Origin of the sequence: Streptomyces auratus (assembly GCF_050433025.1) — a bacterium.
GTDB lineage: Bacteria > Actinomycetota > Actinomycetes > Streptomycetales > Streptomycetaceae > Streptomyces > Streptomyces sioyaensis.
In genome coordinates, this window is the sequence record NZ_JBNGCB010000001.1 from 2,238,744 (window position 1) to 2,257,260 (window position 18,517).

At 72.4% G+C, this 18,517-nt stretch carries 13 protein-coding genes; 10 read left to right on the plus strand and 3 right to left on the minus strand.

Features of this window, described 5'->3' with window-relative positions:
- Positions 1-123: 123 nt before the first annotated feature.
- Entirely contained in the window at positions 124-1,887 is a 1,764-nt protein-coding gene (locus tag BKA18_RS09595) for a phosphatidylglycerol lysyltransferase domain-containing protein (protein ID WP_366047185.1), read from the plus strand.
- Positions 1,884-2,633 (plus strand): hypothetical protein, encoded by a 750-nt coding sequence (locus tag BKA18_RS09600; RefSeq protein ID WP_366047184.1) that lies wholly within the window; start codon positions 1,884-1,886, stop codon positions 2,631-2,633. Before BKA18_RS09595 ends, BKA18_RS09600 begins: the two co-directional genes overlap by 4 nt.
- Here the strand turns inward: BKA18_RS09600 and BKA18_RS09605 are convergent.
- A complete protein-coding gene (locus BKA18_RS09605) occupies positions 2,608-3,345 on the minus strand; it encodes a hypothetical protein (protein ID WP_366047183.1) in 738 nt (245 codons plus the stop codon). The genes BKA18_RS09600 and BKA18_RS09605 overlap by 26 nt on opposite strands.
- A gap of 109 nt (positions 3,346-3,454) precedes the next feature.
- On the opposite strand from BKA18_RS09605, the gene BKA18_RS09610 reads away from it, so the two are divergent.
- The 7 genes from BKA18_RS09610 (at position 3,455) to BKA18_RS09640 (ending at position 14,686) form a co-directional block, all read left to right on the plus strand.
- Positions 3,455-4,249 carry an adenosylcobinamide-GDP ribazoletransferase gene (locus tag BKA18_RS09610; RefSeq protein WP_006606060.1) on the plus strand — a complete coding sequence of 265 codons (795 nt, stop codon included), beginning with the start codon at positions 3,455-3,457 and terminating at the stop codon, positions 4,247-4,249.
- Positions 4,250-4,439: 190 nt separating this feature from the next.
- A complete protein-coding gene (locus BKA18_RS09615; protein WP_366047182.1) occupies positions 4,440-5,984 on the plus strand; it encodes a leucyl aminopeptidase in 1,545 nt (514 codons plus the stop codon).
- Between the two features lie 370 nt (positions 5,985-6,354).
- Entirely contained in the window at positions 6,355-7,743 is a 1,389-nt protein-coding gene (gene lpdA / locus BKA18_RS09620; RefSeq protein ID WP_006606058.1) for a dihydrolipoyl dehydrogenase, read from the plus strand.
- A gap of 56 nt (positions 7,744-7,799) precedes the next feature.
- Entirely contained in the window at positions 7,800-9,536 is a 1,737-nt protein-coding gene (gene sucB, locus BKA18_RS09625) for a 2-oxoglutarate dehydrogenase, E2 component, dihydrolipoamide succinyltransferase (protein WP_366047181.1), read from the plus strand.
- Positions 9,537-9,665: 129 nt separating this feature from the next.
- Positions 9,666-10,289 (plus strand): GntR family transcriptional regulator, encoded by a 624-nt coding sequence (locus tag BKA18_RS09630; RefSeq protein ID WP_006606056.1) that lies wholly within the window; start codon positions 9,666-9,668, stop codon positions 10,287-10,289.
- A 356-nt stretch (positions 10,290-10,645) separates the two neighbouring features.
- Positions 10,646-13,318, plus strand: a complete 2,673-nt coding sequence (gene aceE / locus BKA18_RS09635) for a pyruvate dehydrogenase (acetyl-transferring), homodimeric type (protein WP_366047180.1) — start codon at positions 10,646-10,648, stop codon at positions 13,316-13,318.
- A gap of 339 nt (positions 13,319-13,657) precedes the next feature.
- A complete protein-coding gene (locus BKA18_RS09640; protein ID WP_366047179.1) occupies positions 13,658-14,686 on the plus strand; it encodes a helix-turn-helix transcriptional regulator in 1,029 nt (342 codons plus the stop codon).
- 46 nt (positions 14,687-14,732) lie between these two features.
- Here the strand turns inward: BKA18_RS09640 and BKA18_RS09645 are convergent, their stop codons facing one another.
- Positions 14,733-15,647: an SDR family oxidoreductase gene (locus BKA18_RS09645; protein WP_366047178.1), complete on the minus strand. Its 915-nt coding sequence runs from the start codon at positions 15,645-15,647 to the stop codon at positions 14,733-14,735.
- 153 nt (positions 15,648-15,800) lie between these two features.
- Entirely contained in the window at positions 15,801-17,723 is a 1,923-nt protein-coding gene (locus BKA18_RS09650; RefSeq protein WP_366047177.1) for a hypothetical protein, read from the minus strand.
- A gap of 262 nt (positions 17,724-17,985) precedes the next feature.
- On the opposite strand from BKA18_RS09650, the gene BKA18_RS09655 reads away from it, so the two are divergent.
- Positions 17,986-18,504: a DUF4240 domain-containing protein gene (locus BKA18_RS09655; RefSeq protein WP_006606051.1), complete on the plus strand. Its 519-nt coding sequence runs from the start codon at positions 17,986-17,988 to the stop codon at positions 18,502-18,504.
- Positions 18,505-18,517: the final 13 nt, after the last annotated feature.

The following is an 18,517-nucleotide window of genomic DNA, read 5'->3' on the forward strand; positions in this document are numbered from 1 at the left end:
CCGGCACCGTACAAAGCGACCGGAGAGGCGCCCCTCGCGGGCGCCTCGCTGCTTCCTGCCGTACCGGACCACCGGTGCGCGCCCCATAAGATCGCGCTTTACACGTTTTATGGGAGACATCGCTTGAGTCCGGATGAAGGCCGCCCGCGCGGTCCATGGTCACGGCGTGGTGCCGGGTTCGGTATCTGGTATCTGCGCACGGTCACGTTCCTCAATTTCCTGAGTGCGGTGTGGGTGTCGTTCGGCAACGACATCCGCCGGCACAACATCGCGGAATTCTTCACTCCGTATCTGCTGACGGCGGGCTTCGCCTCCGGCGCCTTCTCGCTCTTCCTCTCCGTCACCCTGCGGCGGCGCAAGCGGGCGGCGTGGATTTTGAATCTGGTGCTCTCCGGTCTGCTGGTGTTGCTGTTCGTCCTCGGGATGGCCACGGTCCCGGAGTTCCGCGCACCTGTGCAGAACTGGGTGTCGCTGGGGTTGACCGTGCTGTTCGTCGCCGCATTGGTGGTCGGGCGCCGGGAGTTCTACGCCAAGGGCGACCGCTCGAATCCGAAACTGGCGGCGGCGGTCGCGGCCGGCGGCCTGCTGGTCACCTCGCTGCTCGCGGCGCTGCTGGTGAGTGTCACCAACACCGCGGACGGTTCCTCGACGTTCGTACAGCGCTGGCGCTACGGCCTGATGCGGCTGGTGTCGCTGGCCGCCGACGACCGTGCGTTCCCGGAGATCGCCACCCCGAACTGGGTCAATGTCGCGATCAATGTGCTGAGCACGCTGCTGCTGGTCGCGGTCCTGTGGGCGGCGTTCCGCTCCGTACGCAGCACCGAGGCGCTCACCGCGGACGACGAGGAGCGGCTGCGCGGGCTGCTGGCGCGGCACGGCGACCGTGACTCGCTGGGCTACTTCGCGCTGCGCCGCGACAAGAGCGTGCTGTTCTCCCCCAGCGGCAAGGCCGCGGTCACCTACCGCGTGGTGGGCGGGGTGTCGCTGGCCTCCGGGGATCCGCTGGGCGACCCCGAGGCCTGGCCCGGTGCCATCGAGGGCTGGCTGGCCGAGGCGCGGGAGCACGGCTGGGCGCCGGCCGTGATGGGCGCGAGCGAGGAGGGCGGCACGATCTACGCCCGGCACGGGCTGGACGCGCTGGAGCTCGGCGACGAAGCGATCGTGGAGACCGCGGAGTTCACGCTCGCCGGGCGGGCGATGCGCACCGTACGGCAGGCGTACAACCGCATCGAGCGGGCCGGCTACACGGTCCGGATCCGCCGGCACGAGGACATCCCCGCCCAGGAGATGGACCGGCTGCTGCATCTCGCCGACGACTGGCGCGACGGGGAGACCGAGCGCGGTTTCTCGATGGCGCTGGGCCGGCTCGGGGATCTGGGGGACGGGCGCTGCGTGATGCTGGAGTGCTACGACGGCGGCGCCGGCGAGGAGTCCGGGGAACTGCGGGCGCTGCTCAGTTTCGTCCCGTGGGGGGCAAAGGGCCTTTCGCTGGATCTGATGCGGCGGGAGCGGAACTCCGAGAACGGTCTGATGGAGTTCATGGTGCTGGAGTTGATCCAGCGCGCGAAAGAGGTGGAGATCACTCAGCTCTCGCTGAACTTTGCGATGTTCCGTTCCGTCTTCGAACGTGGATCGCGGCTCGGCGCGGGCCCGGTGCTGCGCCTGTGGCGCTCACTGCTCAGCTTCTTCTCCCGGTGGTGGCAGATTGAATCGCTCTATCGCGCCAATGCGAAATACCGGCCCATCTGGGAGCCGCGGTACCTGCTCTTCGAAAAGAGCACCGATTTGCTGCGGATCGGAATCGCTGCGGCCCGTGCGGAAGGTTTTCTTCAAGCACCCGGGCTGCCCAAGTGGCTGAACCGCAAGCACCTGGAGAACGTGAGATGAGCGAGGCCGGGGCGGGGCGGGAGGTCCCTGCGCCGGGGCCCGGGGAGACGTCCGCCCTGCGCCGCGCCGCGCGCGCCGAGTGGGGCCCGCTGCTGTGGACGGTGCGGTCCGCGCTGGCCACGCGGAAGCTGCAGGCGATTCCGGTGACGCTCGCCGCGGTCTGTCTGACCCTGGTCTTCCAGCTCGTACAGAACCAGGCCTGGGGCTATCGGGCGGTGCAGGACATCGGCTCCGTCCAGGCCTGGGAGCATCTGTGGGTGGCGCTGCTGCGCACCCCGCTGTCGCTGTTCGTGCCCGCGCTGGACCTTCCGGTGTGGGGTGCGCTGGCGCAGATCCTGGTGGTCTTCGGGATCGCGGAGATCTGTGTGGGCTGGCGGCAGACGCTGGGGGTCGCCTACCTGGCCACGCTCGCCGGGACGATGTACGCCCGGATCGGCATCTGGATCGGCCCGCAGAGCCCCATCGGGCTGGCCGACGCGGACAAGTACGTGATCGACACCGGGCCTTCGGCGGCCGTGGTGGGGCTGGCGGTGTACGTGTGCTGGCGCCATCGCGCGTGGTTCACCTGTGCCGTCGTGGTGGCCTCGATGGTCGTCGAGGTGGTGTTCATCAAGAACAACCTGGCGGGCAAGGAGCATGTCGCGGCGGCGCTGGTGGTGCTGGCGGTGTGTCTGCTGCAGGAGGTGCGGCAGCCGCACAAACCGCCGGGCTTCCAGCGCGTCAGCGGCTGGGAGCACCCCCGATGAACTGCTCGACCTTGCGGCGCAGCCCCGACCAGCGGCGGTCGTGACGGACGGCGCGGACCCGGGCACGGGCCCGCGCCTTCGGCCGGTTGCGGTACAAGCGCCTGGCCCAGGGCGAGTGCGGCCGGGCCAGCCGGATCGCCCCGAACAGCGCGACGAACGGCACGAAGATGCCGATGACCGCCATCCGGCCCTTGCCCTTGACGAGCGCGACGAGCACGAAGAGGAAGTTGACGGCCACGGTCCGTACGACGGTGAAGCGGTTCGTCGACTCGTCCGGGGACACCTCGTTGACGCCGAACGGCAGGAAGCCGCCGAGGATCAGGGCGACCAGGGCGGCGGTGAGGAGGACGATCTCGACGCTCTTGGTCCCCTCCTCGGTCCAGTACACGTCGTCCAGATGCAGGATCAGCGCGAACTCGTCCAGGACGAGGCCCACTCCCATGCCGAAGAGCACCGCCGCGACACCGGAGCCGAAGCCGCGCCGGCCGCCGGCGAGCGCGATGAAGCCGCCGAGCACCATCAGCACCACGCCGGGCACGACATGGTGCACATGGACGCCGCCCGGGCTGATGTTGCGGAACGGCCCCCGGCCCGCGCGGATGAGCCGGGTGATGACGCGGGTGACGAGGAAGGTCAGCACGAAGGAGGCCAGGGCGAGCAGCAGCGGCAGCTTCCCCGGCTCGACGATGTTGCGGTACCACCAGTGGCTCATCCCACACGCTCCCGGTTTGCCGCATAAGGACCTGGAGCAACCATTAGGCCCCCTCCCGGTGCCCGGGACCGGCAGCCAAACGCCGCCGGCGCCCGGATAGCCTGCCGCGGTGACCGAGACCCCCGCTCCCCCGTCCCCCTCCGACGCCCTGCGCTTCGCGTTCGGGACGCTGACCGTACTGCCGGTGCACGTCACCCGCTGGGACCGGGCGGCGGCGCGCGGCGGGATGCTCTGCGCACCGCTGGCCGGGCTGGTCGTCGGGCTGTGCGCGGCCGCCGTCGGCGGTGCGCTGCTGCTGCTCGGCGGCAGTCCGCTGCTGGCCGCGGTCGGCACCGCCGCGGTGCCCGCGGTGCTCACCCGCGGACTGCATCTGGACGGGCTCGCCGACACCGCCGACGGCCTGGGCAGCGGCAAGCCCGCCGAGGACGCCCTGCGCATCATGAAGCAGTCCGACATCGGCCCGTTCGGGGTCCTCACGCTGCTGTTCACCCTGCTGGCACAGGTGGCCGCGCTGTCCGGGCTGTACGCCGGGGGCTGGGCGCGCGGCGCGGCCGCGGCGGCCGTCGCAGCGGTGACCGCGCGCACGGCGCTGACCCTCGCCTCCCGTGCGGGGGTGCCGGCCGCCCGTCCGGAGGGACTGGGCGCGGCGGTCGCGGGCACGGTTTCGGTGCGGGCGGCGCTGCTGTGCGCGGCGCTGGTGGCCGCCGGATGCGCGGCGGCCGGCGCCGCGTTCGGCCCGTACGGCGCACTGCGCGCCGCCCTCGCGGCACTGGCCGGCCTCGGGCTCGGCGAGCTGGTGCTGCGGCACTGCCGGCGGCGGTTCGGCGGGGTGACCGGCGATGTGTTCGGGGCCCTCGCGGAGAGCGCCGGCCTCACGGCGCTGCTGGCGCTGGCACTGGGCTGACGGCCGCACATATCCCCCAACTCGCCCTGCACTCACCGCAGTTCGCCCGTTACGGCACAGTCCGCCGGGGCGGGCGTCGCCGCCGGTGTGCCGGTGGACAGGGCCCCGCGGCGCCGCCGAGCGTAGGCTCGGCCGCAGCAGCGCGCTGCGCGCAGACGGATTCCCCGGACGGAACAGGACCCCCATCACCGTGACTGCACTGACCCTCAGTACTTCTTCCGCCGCAACGGTGCGTGCGGATGCCGTCGTCGTCGGCGTGGCCAAGGGCGCCAAGGGCGTCGTTGTCGCCCCCGGCGCGGAGGCCGTGGACAAGGCCTTCGGCGGCAAGCTCGCCGCTGTGCTGGAGACCCTCGGCGCGAGTGGTGCCGAGGGCGAGGTGACCAAGCTGCCCGCCGCCGACGGCCTCAAGGCTCCGGTCGTGCTGGCGGTCGGCCTGGGCGACGCCCCGGCCAAGGGCGACGGCTACGACAACGAGGCGCTGCGGCGCGCCGCGGGCAGCGCCGCCCGCGCCCTGTCCGGCACCAAGAAGGCCGGCTTCGCGCTGCCCGTCGAGGACGCCGAGGCGGCCGCCGCGGTGAGCGAGGGCGCGCTGCTCGGCGCGTACGCCTTCACCGCGTACCGCAGCAACGGCAACGGGCAGAACGCCAAGGGCGGCAAGAAGAACGACGCCAAGTCGGCGCCGCTCGGCGAGGCCGCGATCCTCGGCGGAAAGCCGCGCGACAAGGAGTTCAAGGCGGCCGCCGAGCGCTCCGTGGCGCTGGCCGAGGAGATCAACCGCGCCCGCGATCTGATCAACACGCCCTCCAACGACCTCGACCCGAAGTCCTTCGCGGCCCAGGCCCAGGCCGCCGCCAAGGAGTTCGGCCTCAAGGTCGAGGTGCTGGACGAGAAGGCGCTCAAGAAGGGCGGCTACGGCGGCCTGATGGGCGTCGGCCAGGGATCGGAGACCCCGCCGCGGCTGGTGCGGATCGCGCACACGCACCCCAAGGCCGACAAGACCCTCGCGCTGGTCGGCAAGGGCATCACCTACGACTCGGGCGGCATCTCGCTCAAGCCGGCCGGCCACAACGAGACCATGAAGTGCGACATGAGCGGTGCGGCCGCCGTGTTCGCCGCGGTCGTGGCCGCCGCCCGCCTCGGCCTGCGGGTGAACGTCACCGGCTGGCTGGCGCTCGCCGAGAACATGCCGTCCGGCTCGGCCACCCGCCCCGGCGACGTGCTGACCATGTACAGCGGCAAGACCGTCGAGGTGCTCAACACCGACGCCGAAGGCCGGCTGGTGCTGGCCGACGCGCTGACCCGCGCCTCGGAGGAGACCCCGGACGCGATCGTGGACGTCGCCACCCTGACCGGCGCCATGGTGCTGGCCCTCGGCCACCGCCACTTCGGGATCATGTCGAACGACGACGCCTTCCGTACCTCGATCCACGAGATCGCGGAGGAGGTCGGCGAGCAGTCCTGGCCGATGCCGATGCCGGTCCACCTGCGCAAGGGCATGGACTCCCCGGTCGCCGACATCGCCAACATGGGTGAGCGGATGGGCGGCGGCCTGGTCGCCGGCCTCTTCCTCAAGGAGTTCGTCGGCGAGGGCATCACCTGGGCCCACCTCGACATCGCGGGCCCGGCCTTCCACGAGGGCGCGCCCTGGGGCTACACCCCCAAGGGCGGCACGGGATCCGCGGTCCGCACCCTGGTCCGGCTGGCGGAGCGCACCGCCGCGGGCGACCTGGGCTGACGTTCCCACGAGGGCTTTCCGCCCTCTTGCCCGCTTCATCCCCAAGGCCCCGCGCCTCCCGCCCGGGGCCTTGGGTGCGTATTCGGTCACATTCGCCCTCGACGAAATCCGTACGCCCGCCATCACCGCCCTTCCCAGGCGGCGCTTTGCACCACTGCACCATTTGTACGCACCAGTAACCCCTACGAGGCGGTTGATCACCGTCTTACAGCCCGGCCCGCCGTCCCGGCTTCCCGGAACAAGTGCGAAGATGGGTTCTCGGCAGGACAGGGCCCCCCTTACCCAGGGCCGAAGTTAAAGCGGCCGAACAACAGCCGCGGTCCGGTCATCGAGGACCGGTTCCGGCGCACCCATGCATGGAGGACGTGACGTGGCGAACGACGCCAGCACCGTTTTCGACCTAGTGATCCTCGGCGGCGGCAGCGGTGGTTACGCCGCGGCTCTGCGCGGGGCGCAGCTGGGCCTGGACGTCGCCCTGATCGAGAAGGGCAAGGTCGGCGGTACCTGCCTGCACAACGGCTGCATCCCCACGAAGGCTCTGCTGCACGCCGGTGAGATCGCCGACCAGGCTCGCGAGAGCGAGCAGTTCGGTGTCAAGGCCACTTTCGAGGGCATTGACATCAAGGCGGTCCACAAGTACAAGGACGAGGTCATCTCGGGCCTGTACAAGGGCCTGCAGGGCCTGATCGCCTCCCGCAAGGTGACGTACATCGAGGGCGAGGGCCGGCTGTCCTCCCCGACCTCCGTCGACGTGAACGGCCAGCGTGTCCAGGGCCGCCACGTCCTGCTGGCGACCGGCTCGGTGCCGAAGTCGCTGCCGGGCCTGGAGATCGACGGCGACCGCATCATCTCCTCGGACCACGCGCTGACGCTGGACCGCGTGCCGAAGTCCGCGATCGTGCTGGGCGGCGGCGTCATCGGCGTCGAGTTCGCCTCGGCGTGGAAGTCCTTCGGCACCGACGTGACCATCGTCGAGGGCCTCAAGCACCTCGTCCCGGTCGAGGACGAGAACAGCTCCAAGCTGCTGGAGCGGGCCTTCCGCAAGCGTGGCATCAAGTTCAACCTCGGCACCTTCTTCGACAAGGCCGAGTACACCACCGACGGCGTCAAGGTCACCCTCGCCGACGGCAAGACCTTCGAGGCCGAGGTGCTGCTGGTCGCGATCGGCCGCGGGCCGGTCTCGGCGGGCCTGGGCTACGAGGAGCAGGGCGTCGCGACGGACCGCGGCTACGTCCTCGTCGACGAGTACATGCAGACCAACGTGCCGACCATCTCGGCCGTGGGTGACCTCGTTCCCACCCTCCAGCTCGCGCACGTCGGCTTCGCCGAGGGCATGCTGGTGGCGGAGCGGCTGGCCGGTCAGAAGACCGTGCCGATCGACTACGACGGCGTGCCGCGCGTCACGTACTGCCACCCCGAGGTCGCTTCGGTCGGTATCACCGAGGCCAAGGCCAAGGAGCTGTACGGCGCCGACAAGGTCGTCGCTCTCAAGTACAACCTCGCGGGCAACGGCAAGAGCAAGATCCTCAAGACCACGGGCGAGATCAAGCTCGTCCAGGTCAAGGACGGTGCCGTGGTCGGCGTCCACATGGTCGGTGACCGTATGGGCGAGCAGGTCGGTGAGGCCCAGCTGGTCTACAACTGGGAAGCCCTGCCGGCCGAGGTTGCGCAGCTCGTGCACGCGCACCCGACGCAGAACGAGGCCCTCGGCGAGGCCCACCTGGCCCTCGCCGGCAAGCCTCTCCACTCCCACGACTGATCCCAGTCCCGGGCGCGACCACATCCGCACCACATTTGTAAGGAGCAACTGAAACCATGGCGGTTTCCGTAACCCTTCCGGCGCTCGGCGAGAGCGTCACCGAGGGCACCGTCACCCGGTGGCTGAAGGCCGAGGGCGAGCGCGTCGAGGTCGACGAGCCGCTGCTCGAGGTGTCGACCGACAAGGTCGACACCGAGATCCCCGCCCCGGCCGCTGGTGTCCTGTCCGCCATCAAGGTGGCCGAGGACGAGACCGTGGAGGTCGGCGCCGAGCTGGCCGTCATCGACGACGGCACCGGCGCCCCTGCCGCTGCCCCGGCTCCGGCCGCCGCCGAGGCGCCCGCCGCCCAGCCGCAGCCCGAGCCCACCCCGGCCCCGGCAGCCGAGGCCCCCGCCCCCGCCGCTGCCCCCGCGGGCGGCGCCGAGGGCACGGACGTCGTCCTCCCCGCGCTCGGCGAGAGCGTCACCGAGGGCACCGTCACCCGCTGGCTGAAGGAGGTCGGCGAGGAGGTCTCGGCCGACGAGCCGCTGCTGGAGGTCTCCACCGACAAGGTCGACACCGAGATCCCCGCCCCGGCCTCCGGCACCCTGCTGGAGATCGTCGTCGGTGAGGACGAGACCGCCGAGGTCGGCGCCAAGCTCGCCGTGATCGGTGCCAAGGGCGCGGCTCCGGCCGCCGCTCCGGCCCCGGCCGCCCCGGCCCCCGCCGCCGCTCCGGAGCCCGCCCCGGCGCCGGCCCCGGCCGCTGCTGCCCCGGCGCCCGCCGCTCCGGCTCCGGCCCCCGCGCCGGCGCCGGCTCCGGCCGCCGCTCCGGCTCCCGCCGCGGCTGCCGCCCCGGCTGCCGCCCCCGTCACCCCGGCCCCGGCTGCCGGTGAGGGTGCGTACGTCACCCCGCTGGTGCGCAAGCTCGCCGCGGAGAGCGGCGTCGACCTCGCCACGGTCAAGGGCACCGGTGTCGGTGGCCGCGTCCGCAAGCAGGACGTCATCGCCGCCGCGGAGGCCGCCAAGGCCGCCGCGCCCGCTGCCGCCGCTCCGGCCGCGTCGAAGGCCCCGGCCATCGAGGCGTCCCCGCTGCGCGGTCAGACCGTCAAGATGCCGCGGATGCGCAAGGTCATCGGCGACAACATGATGAAGGCCCTGCACAGCCAGGCGCAGCTGACCTCCGTGGTCGAGGTGGACATCACCAAGATCATGCGGATGCGCAACCAGGCCAAGGACGCCTTCGCGCAGCGTGAGGGCGTCAAGCTCTCCCCGATGCCGTTCTTCGTCAAGGCCGCTGTCCAGGCGCTGAAGGCCCACCCGGTCGTCAACGCCCGGATCAACGAGGACGAGGGCACCATCACCTACTTCGACACCGAGAACGTCGGTATCGCGGTGGACGCGGAGAAGGGCCTGATGACCCCGGTCATCAAGGACGCCGGTGACCTCAACATCGCCGGTATCGCCCGCAAGACGGCGGACCTGGCGGGCAAGGTCCGCGCGAACAAGATCACGCCGGACGAGCTGTCCGGTGCGACCTTCACCATCAGCAACACCGGTTCGCGCGGCGCCCTGTTCGACACCGTCATCGTGCCCCCGAACCAGGTCGGCATCCTGGGCATCGGTGCCACCGTCAAGCGCCCGGTGGTCATCAACCACCCGGACCTCGGCGAGACCATCGCGGTGCGCGACATGACCTACCTCGCGCTCTCCTACGACCACCGTCTGGTGGACGGCGCCGACGCCGCCCGCTACCTGACCACGGTCAAGCAGATCCTGGAGGCCGCCGAGTTCGAGACCGAGATCGGTCTCTGAGTTCGTAGCCGTGCAGCAGGGGCCGGCCCCGGTCCGTACCACATCCGTACGGACCGGGGCCGGCCCTTGTGCATGCCGCGGTCACGGATAATGGCCCCCTCGTCACCCCCCGCTCTGAAGGAGCACCCCATGACCCCGGCCGTCGTCCATTCGCTCCGCGAGCAGATCCGCGAGCACATCCTCGAGGGGATCGTCAGCGGCCGCTGGCAGCCGGGCGAGCGGATCGTCGAGCGGCGGATCGCGGTGGAGCTGGAGGTCAGCCAGACGCCCGTACGGGAGGCGCTGCGCGAACTGGAGTCGCTCCAGCTGATCGAGTCGGCGCCGAACAAGGGCGTCCGGGTGCGGAATCTGACCGCGGACGACCTCAAGGAGAGCTATCCGGTGCGGGCCGGGCTGGAGCAGGTGGCCGCCGAACTGGCCGCCGGCCGGCTGGCCGAGGACACCGCGGCGCTGGAGCGGGAGGTGGCGGCGCTGCGCGAGGCGGACCGGGCCGGTGACGGGGAGGCGCAGGTGCGGCACACGGTCGCCTTCCACCGGGAGATCGTGCGGGCGGCCGGCAACTCCGTGCTGCTGCACACCTGGGAGTCGCTGGGCATCGAGGTCTGGACGACGCTGTCGATCCGCTGGTTCAGCCCGGAGCCGCGTTCGCACGCCCAGGATCACCAGGAGATCGTGGACGCCTTCCGGCGGCGCGACCCGAAGATCGGCGCCTTGCTCAAGTCACACGTGCTGAGCTGCGCACCTCGGGTCTGAGGGGCGTCCCGGAGGGGGCGACGGGACTCCTCCCGGGTGACCGGGCCGCTCCCGGACGGGGAGACCGGACCGCTCCCGGACGGGGAGACCGGGCCCCTTTCGGGTGGGGTGACCGGCCCTCTTCGACTGGCACGCGGTGCCCAAAAATGCGGCACCCCGTGCCGACCTGCGGTTTTTCCTTCGTTGAGCGTTGATCGATCATCGATCAGAGGCGTATCGTCCTCCCTCGGGGCGCGACAACCCTGCCTGCCGAACTCGTAGGGGGTGTCGTCGAGGGCCCGCCGTCCTCCCCTGTGGACGCGGACCCGGCCACGACGACACCCCGAGCTTCCCTCCCGTCCGGAAAGGGGCCACCCATGCCCGACCCCGTGCGCCTGCCGTACAGCCAGCTCGACCAGCTCCCGGACCGTGATCCCGAGGAGACGGCCGAATGGCGTGAGTCGCTCGACGCCGTCACCGAGGCAGCGGGTCCGCATCGCGCCGCCTATCTGATGCGCCGTGCCCTGGAGCACACCGCGCGCACCGAAGGCACCGCCCTGCCGTCGCTGCTGGAGACGGAGTACGTCAACACCATCCCGACCTCCGCCGAGCCCGAGTTCCCGGGCGACGAGGCGATGGAGGCCCGGATCACCGCCTGGAACCGCTGGAACGCCGCCGCGATGGTCACCCGCGGCTCCAAGCTGGGCCTCGGCGGCCACATCGCCACCTTCGCCTCCGCCGCCTGGCTCTACGAGACCGGCTTCCAGCACTTCTTCCGCGGCAAGGAGGGCGACGGCAGCGGCGACCAGCTCTACATCCAGGGCCACGCCTCCCCCGGCGTCTACGCCCGCGCCTTCCTCGAAGGCCGCCTCACCGAGGACCACCTCGACCACTTCCGCCAGGAGGCCGGCGGCGAGGGCCTGCCGTCCTACCCGCACCCGCGGCGGCTGCCGTGGCTGTGGGAGTTCCCCACCGTCTCCATGGGCCTGGGCCCGCTCTCCGCGATCTACCAGGCGCGCTTCAACCGCTACCTGGAGCACCGCGGCATCAAGGACACCAGCAACTCCCACGTCTGGGCGTTCCTGGGCGACGGCGAGATGGACGAGCCCGAGTCGACCGCCGCACTGGCGCTGGCCGGCCGCGAGGGCCTGGACAACCTGACCTTCGTCATCAACTGCAACCTGCAGCGCCTCGACGGCCCGGTCCGCCCCAACTTCAAGATCGTGCAGGAGCTGGAGGCCCAGTTCCGTGCGGCCGGCTGGAACGTCGTCAAGTCGCTGTGGGGCCGGGCCTGGGACGAGATCTTCGCGCGCGACACCGACGGCGCGCTGCTCCGCCGCCTCGGCGAGACCCCCGACGCGCAGTTCCAGACGTACGCCACCCGCGACGCCGCCTACCTGCGCGAGCACTTCTTCGGCGCGAACGAGTCCCTGCGGGCCCTCGCCGCCACGCTCTCCGACGCCAAGCTGCTGGAGCTGTTCCAGACCTCCCGCGCCGGCCACGAGCCGCGCAAGGTCTACGCCGCCTACAAGGCCGCCGTCGAGCACAAGGGCGCGCCGACCGTCATCCTGGCGCAGACCGTCAAGGGCTACACCCTCGGCGCGGGCTTCGAGTCCCGCAACGCCAACCACCAGATGAAGAAGCTCACCATGGCGGAGTTCCGCACCATGCGTGACGTGCTCGAACTCCCCATCCCGGACAGCGCGCTGGAGGGCGACCAGGTGCCGTACTGGCGCCCTGCCGACGACTCCCCCGAGATGGTCTACCTGCGCGAGCGGCGCGCCGCCCTCGACGGCCCGGCACCCGCCCGCAAGGTCGTCGCCAAACCGCTGCCGATGCCCGCCGACAAGGCCTTCGACGCGCTGAAGAAGGGCTCCGGCAGCCAGGAGATCGCCACCACCATGGCGTTCGTCCGGCTGATCAAGGACCTGATGCGGGACAAGGAGACCGGCAGGCGCTGGGTGCCGATCGTCCCGGACGAGGCCCGCACCTTCGGGATGGAGTCGCTCTTCCCGACCGCCGGCCTCTACTCCCCCAGGGGCGCGACGTACGACCCGGTCGACCGCGACCAGCTGCTCTGGTACAAGGAAGCCAAGGACGGCCAGATCCTCAACGAGGGCATCACCGAGGCCGGTTCGCTCGCCGACTTCACCGCCGCCGCGACGTCCTACGCGACGCACGGCGAGCCGATGATCCCGTTCTACATCTTCTACTCGATGTTCGGCTGGCAGCGCACCGCCGACCAGTTCTGGGCGCTGGCCGACCAGTTGGGCCGCGGCTTCGTGATCGGCGCCACCGCCGGCCGGACGACGATGACCGGCGAGGGCCTCCAGCACGCCGACGGCCACTCGCACCTCATCGCCTCCACCAACCCCGCGGCGCTCTCCTACGACCCGGCCTTCGCCTACGAGGTGGCGGTCATCGTCAAGGAGGGCCTGCGCCGGATGTACGGCCCCGAGGCCGAGGACGTCTTCTACTACCTGACGGTCTACAACGAGACCAAGGTCCAGCCGGCCATGCCGCAGGGCGTCGAAGAGGGCATCCTCAAGGGCCTGTACCGCTTCAACGAGGGCACCCGGCCCGAGGCCGACAGCCCGCAGCTGCAGCTGCTGGCCTCCGGCACCGCCATCCACTGGGCCCTGGAGGCACAGCAGCTGCTGGCCGACGACTGGGGCGTGGCGGCCGACGTGTGGTCGGCGCCGTCCTGGACGGAGCTGCGCCGGGACGCCCTGGAGTGCGACGCCGCCCGGCTGGAGGGCGAGGACCGGGTCCCGTACGTCACCCGTGCACTGGCCGGTGCCCCCGGCCCGGTCGTCGCGGTCAGCGACTGGATGCGGGCGGTGCCGGACCAGATCGCGCCGTGGGTCGAGCAGGACTGGACCTCCATCGGCACCGACGGCTTCGGCCTGTCCGACACCCGCGAGGCGGCCCGCCGGCACTTCGGCGTCGACCCGCAGTCGGTGGTCGTCCAGGCGCTGGCCGCCCTCGCCCGCCGCGGCGAGGTCAAGCCGGAGGCCGTCAAGGAAGCCCGGGAGCGCTACGGGCTGTGAACCATGGGCGGACCCGGCACCGGGTCCGCCCGCCCTCCGGGGCACCCCCAACTCCCGTGCGGAGGCCACCTTCCCGCGCCCGGGGCCTTCGCACGGGAACCCGCTCCGCCCGGCCGGTCAAGCCCTGACCGCGGCCGGGCGGGCTTTTTTGCCGGCGGGGTGGCGGTGTGGCCGTGGCGGCCAGGCCGGGCCGGCGGACCACGCCCTGACTACGGCCGAGCCTCCCCTTTTCCCCGCCGCCCACCCCCCTTCGGGGGGTGGGCGGGTGTGGTGGGGCCGAATTCGGCAGGCGGAGCCGGCCGCCGGGGCGTTGTCAGTGGCCCCCGGCATGATGAAGACATGCGTGCTGCCCGGCTGATCAAGATGGTGTTGCTGCTCCAGGCGCGGCCGTCGATGACGGCCGCCGAGCTGGCGCGCGAGTTGGAGGTCTCCGAGCGTACGGTCGCCCGCGACGTCCTCTCCCTCTCCGAGGCCGGCGTCCCGGTCTACGCGGACCGCGGCCGGGCCGGCGGCTACCGCCTCATAGGCGGCTACCGCACCCTTCTCACCGGCCTCGGCCGCAGCGAGGCGGAGGCGCTGTTCCTGTCCGGAGTGCCCACGGCGCTCCGCGAGATGGGCCTCGCGGACGCCGCCTCCGCCGCGCGGCTGAAGGTCTCCGCCGCGCTGCGGCCCGAGCTGCGGGACGCCGCGTCGGGCGCCGCCCAGCGCTTCCACCTCGACGCACCCGCCTGGTATCAGGAGCCCGAGCCCCCCGAGCTGCTCCCCGCGATCGCCGACGCGGTCTGGGACGACCGTCGGATCACCGCCCGCTACCTCCGCAAGGACACCGAGGTGCAGCGGGAGTTGGAGCCGTACGGCCTCGTGCTGAAGGCGGGGGTCTGGTATCTGGCGGCGCGGGTGGACGGGGAGTACCGCGTCTACCGGGTCGATCGGTTCACCGCCGTGACGGCCGACGAGGGCGCCGGGGCCGCCGCGGCTGTCGGGGCTACCGGGGCTGCCGCGGCCTCGGACGGCCGGTTCCGCCGGGACGAGGCTTTCGACCTCCCGGCATTCTGGGCGGAGCGGGCGGCCCAGTTCGCCCGGTCGATCCTCCGCGAGGAGGTGGTGCTGCGGCTCTCCGCGCGCGGAGTGCGCCAGCTGCCGTACGTCACCGAACGCGCCGCGGCCCGCGAGGCGATCGCCCGGGCGCAGGCGGCGGACGGCCCCGATGAGCAGGGGCGGCTGACGGTCACCCTGGCCGTGGAGTCCGCCGAGGTCGCCTACGCCCAGCTGCTGTCGCTCGGCCCGGAGGGCGAGATACTCGCGCCCGGTCAGCTGCGTGCGCGCATGGCGGCGGCCGCCCGCCGGACGGCCGCCCAGTATGCGTAGCCGGGCCGCATGCGCAGCCGGGCGACCGTTCCGCCGCGGACAGCTGTTATCGGTAGTCGGCCGCCGTCGCGTCCCGGCCGCCGAAGACCACCTCGTCGAAGTAGCCGAAGCAGTCCGGCCGGGAGCCGTCGGTGTCGGTGAAGCCGTACTCCTTCGCCAGCTGACCGCTGGAGAGCGAGCGGCCGCTCCAGCGCTCCTTGTCCGGGTCGGCGGCCAGCGCCCGTACGCCGCGGGCGATCAGGGCCGGCGATTCGGCGATGGCGAAGTGCGGCTCCTTGGCCACCGCGTCGCGCCAGGTCTCCTCCGTCACCCCGAAGTGGTCCAGCATCTCCTCGGACCGGAGGAAGCCGGGGGTGAGCGAGACCGCCGTGCCGCCGTGTTCCCCGAGCTCGGCGGCGAGACCGAAGGCGATGCGGTGCGGGGCGTTCTTGGCCAAGTCGAAGCACACGTTGTCGCGGTATCGGCGGTTGAAGTCGGCGGTGCCGTCGGTGATCTCGACGACCAGCCCGCCGGGCCGCCGGATCAGCAGCGGCAGCGCGTAATGGCCGGTGATGAGGTGGGAGTCGATGCCCAGGCGGAGCATCCGCAGCCCGCCCGCCAGATCGAGGTCCCACAGCCGGGTGCCGAACTCGATCAGCCGGTCACCGCCCCAGAGGCTGTTGACCAGCACGTCCAGCCGTCCCTGCGCGTGGTCGATCCGCTCGACCAGTGCCTTGACCTGCTCCGGTTCAAGATGGTCGGTCGGCACGGCGATGCCGGTGCCGCCCGCCGCGGTGACCAGCTCCGCGGTCTCCTCGATGGTCTCCGTGGCCCGTCCGACCTCGCTGACCCGCTCCCGCGTCGTCCGCCCCGTGACGTACACCAGGGCACCGGCCCGGCCCAGCTCGACCGCCATCGCCCGGCCCGCGCCCCGGGTCGCCCCGGCGACCAGCGCCACCCGTCCCGCCAGTTCCTTCGTCACGTCCGCCACTCCTCGCTGTCAGGTGCCTCGCATCCGTACATGGCGACCGACCCTGTCAGCGAAACCGGACATCTCCTGTCGGGAATCGGCCGGGATTCCGACAGGAGCCAGTGGGCGCCCTCCCCTCCGGGCCGCCCCTTACGAGCGCCCCCTTTACGGGCCGAACGCCGGCACGGGCGCGCCGTTCCGCAGCCGTCCGGTGACCGTTGCGGGGGTGTCCGGGCCGGCCGGTGCGGCCAGCGTGCCTTCGTTGCCGGTGGCCCGTACGCCGCCGGTGGCGTCGATGCCGCCGACCTCCCGGCTGCCCGCCGCGAGCAGATACCACCGGCCGGACGTCGCCCGCCAGCGGACCTGACCCACCACGTGCGGCCCGTAGGGGCTGCAGGCGGCGGTGTTCGCGGCCCGCCCGGCGAGCCGCCCCGGGTCCGTCGGGCGCACGGCGGGCGGCAGGAACTGAATCCGCACGCTCCCGGGCCCGCGCCAGGTGTCGGCGCGGCTGCACACCCAGGTCGCCCGGCCGGCGCCCTCCGGGAGGCGTTGCTCGGCGAACGCCCAGTCGGTGACGGACCGTACGCCGGTGCCGCGCAGCGACCCGAGGGAACAGGCGGTTCGGGCCCAGCTCTGCAGCGCCGGGGCGCCGGTCGCCTCGTGCGGTCCGGCGCCCGGGGTGCCGTCGGACGACGGCGGCGGCACATAGCGGAGATGGACGGGCACGAGGTCGTTGAGGTCGGCCAGGAGGAAGGTCGCGTCGTCGGCGTGGGCGGCGGTCTCCACGACCCGGGTCGAGGGCCGGAACCGGGCGACGGGCCAGCGCCCGCAGCCGCTGCCCGGCATGGGCGGGGCCAGGATCCGGTCGGTGACCCCGTCCGGTGCGACGTGCAGCGCGTGCGGCGGGGCGGCCGGCGCCAGCAGATCGCGGGTGGTGACCTCGGAGATCCAGGGCGCGAGCAGATAGCGCATCCAGCCGTTGCCGCGACCGATCACCAGCGCGGCGCCGGTGGTCAGATCCGCGTCGTCGACCCGTGCGAAGTGCAGGGTGGGCGTGGCGTCTTCGGGCTCGGCATAGCGCACCAGCCGCTCGCCGTCGTGGAAGACCACCACCATCACCGCGTCGATCAGGCCCGCGTAGAGCAGCTGCGGCGGATGGTCCGGCGGCCTGGTGGAGGTGCCCGCGGTCGCGGTGATCCGGGCATCGTCGGGCGGCGCCGCCCAGACCCGCAGGGCCCGCCCCAGCAACTCCTGGTCGCCGGCCTGCCGGCCGCGGGCGGGCCAGGCGGTGAAGTCCACCCGGGAGGTGTCCGCCCACTGGTCGTTGGGGGTGCGCACCAGCCGGGCCGGTTCCAGCGCCTGCTCCGCGAGGGTCTCGGCCCGCGCCGGCCGGTCCCGCACGCCCTGCCACACCCCGGCCGCCGCCGCGCCGAAGGCCAGTACGGCCACCAGCGCGGCCACCGCCCGCAACCGCTGCCGGCGGCGCAGCAGATCCGTCGGCCGGGTCTGCACCGTGCACGGGTCGAACTCCCCGGAGTTCAGCATCGCCCCGGCGCCGGCCCCGGTCTCCCGGTCCAGCTGCTCGGCCGCCCGCAGCGCCGCGTCCGGTGCGGGCGCCCCGGCCTGTTCGAGGACGGTGCGCGCGGCCTCCTCGTCCAGGCCCTCCAGATGCCACAGCCCGAGGGTGGCGCGGACCGACGCGGGGACGGCGGACAGCGCCTGGTCCAGGGCGAGTTCCTCGGCGCCGCCGGCCCGCGGGAACAGCCGCAGCCCCCAGACCTGCGGCAGGACCGGCAGCCCCCGGCCCGGCCGCCCCTCGTACGCCAGCGCCAGCCGCAGGGCCCGCAGCCGCACCAGGTCGTAGCCGGTCTCGGCCGCCGGGCCGCGCTGGGCCGGCAGCCCGCCGTCCGGTCGCCGCAGCCGGGCCCGCGGCAGTGCCCGCTGGACCAGGGCGTGTGCGGCCAGAACCCGGCGGTGGCGGCCCATCGACGGGGGCAGGACGAGGTAGGCGAGGCGGACGAGCCGTGGATAGTGCTCGACGATGGCCGCCTCGGCCCGTTCGACATCGGCCCGGGTACGTTCGTCCATGGGCATGGCTTGGAACAGCCCTTCGCAAAATGGCGGATATGCCGTCGTGGGTGGTGCACGCCTTCCAACGAGTGATTCTTGGGGCGGTCACCCGAGGGCGCACCGAGCGGCGCGGAGCGGGCGCCGGCCCGAACACTCCGTCACCTATCCGAACATCCCGTCACCGCAGCGGACACCGCGTCACCGATCCGGATAACGACCCCGTCGCATCCGGGGTACTCCGCATGCGGCGGGGCCCGGTAGGGCCGATGCTGGAGCGGTGATGGACGAGACGGAGTTCTGGGAACTGATCGACGGTTCCCGCGAGGCGGCCGAGGGCGACCCCGAAGAGCAGGCCGACGCGCTGGTCGAGAGGCTGCTCGGGCTCGATCCGGACGCCGTCGTGGACTTCGCCCGTCATTTCGAGGCGCGCTACAACCGGGCGTACTCCTGGGACCTGTGGGCCGCGGCCACGATCCTGCTGGGCGGCGCCAGCGACGACGCCTTCGACTACTTCCGCTGCTGGCTGATCGGCCAGGGCCGGGAGGTCTTCGAGGGCGCGCTGCACGACCCGGACCAGCTCGCCGAGCTGCTGGACGACTTCGACGAGGCGGTGGACGGCGACGCCGAGGAGCTGGGCTACGCGGCCGACGAGGCGTACGAGCAGATGACCGGCGGGGTGATGCCCGATCTGGCCCTGCCGGCGCCGCCCCGCGAACCGCTCGGCGGCTACCTCGACTTCGACGACGACCAGGGCCTGGCGGAGCGCTTCCCCGGCCTCTGGGACCGTTTCCGGTCCTGACCTGCGAGCGCGC

Bases quoted from the DNA above. Each gene is read 5' to 3' on its own strand.
- BKA18_RS09600 (WP_366047184.1), top strand. From the start codon at position 1,884: ATGAGCGAGGCCGGGGCGGGGCGGGAGGTCCCTGCGCCGGGGCCCGGG.
- BKA18_RS09655 (WP_006606051.1), top strand. From the start codon at position 17,986: ATGGACGAGACGGAGTTCTGGGAACTGATCGACGGTTCCCGCGAGGCG.
- BKA18_RS09650 (WP_366047177.1), bottom strand. From the start codon at position 17,723: ATGGACGAACGTACCCGGGCCGATGTCGAACGGGCCGAGGCGGCCATC.
- BKA18_RS09630 (WP_006606056.1), top strand. From the start codon at position 9,666: ATGACCCCGGCCGTCGTCCATTCGCTCCGCGAGCAGATCCGCGAGCAC.
- aceE (WP_366047180.1), top strand. From the start codon at position 10,646: ATGCCCGACCCCGTGCGCCTGCCGTACAGCCAGCTCGACCAGCTCCCG.
- sucB (WP_366047181.1), top strand. From the start codon at position 7,800: ATGGCGGTTTCCGTAACCCTTCCGGCGCTCGGCGAGAGCGTCACCGAG.
- BKA18_RS09605 (WP_366047183.1), bottom strand. From the start codon at position 3,345: ATGAGCCACTGGTGGTACCGCAACATCGTCGAGCCGGGGAAGCTGCCG.
- BKA18_RS09640 (WP_366047179.1), top strand. From the start codon at position 13,658: ATGCGTGCTGCCCGGCTGATCAAGATGGTGTTGCTGCTCCAGGCGCGG.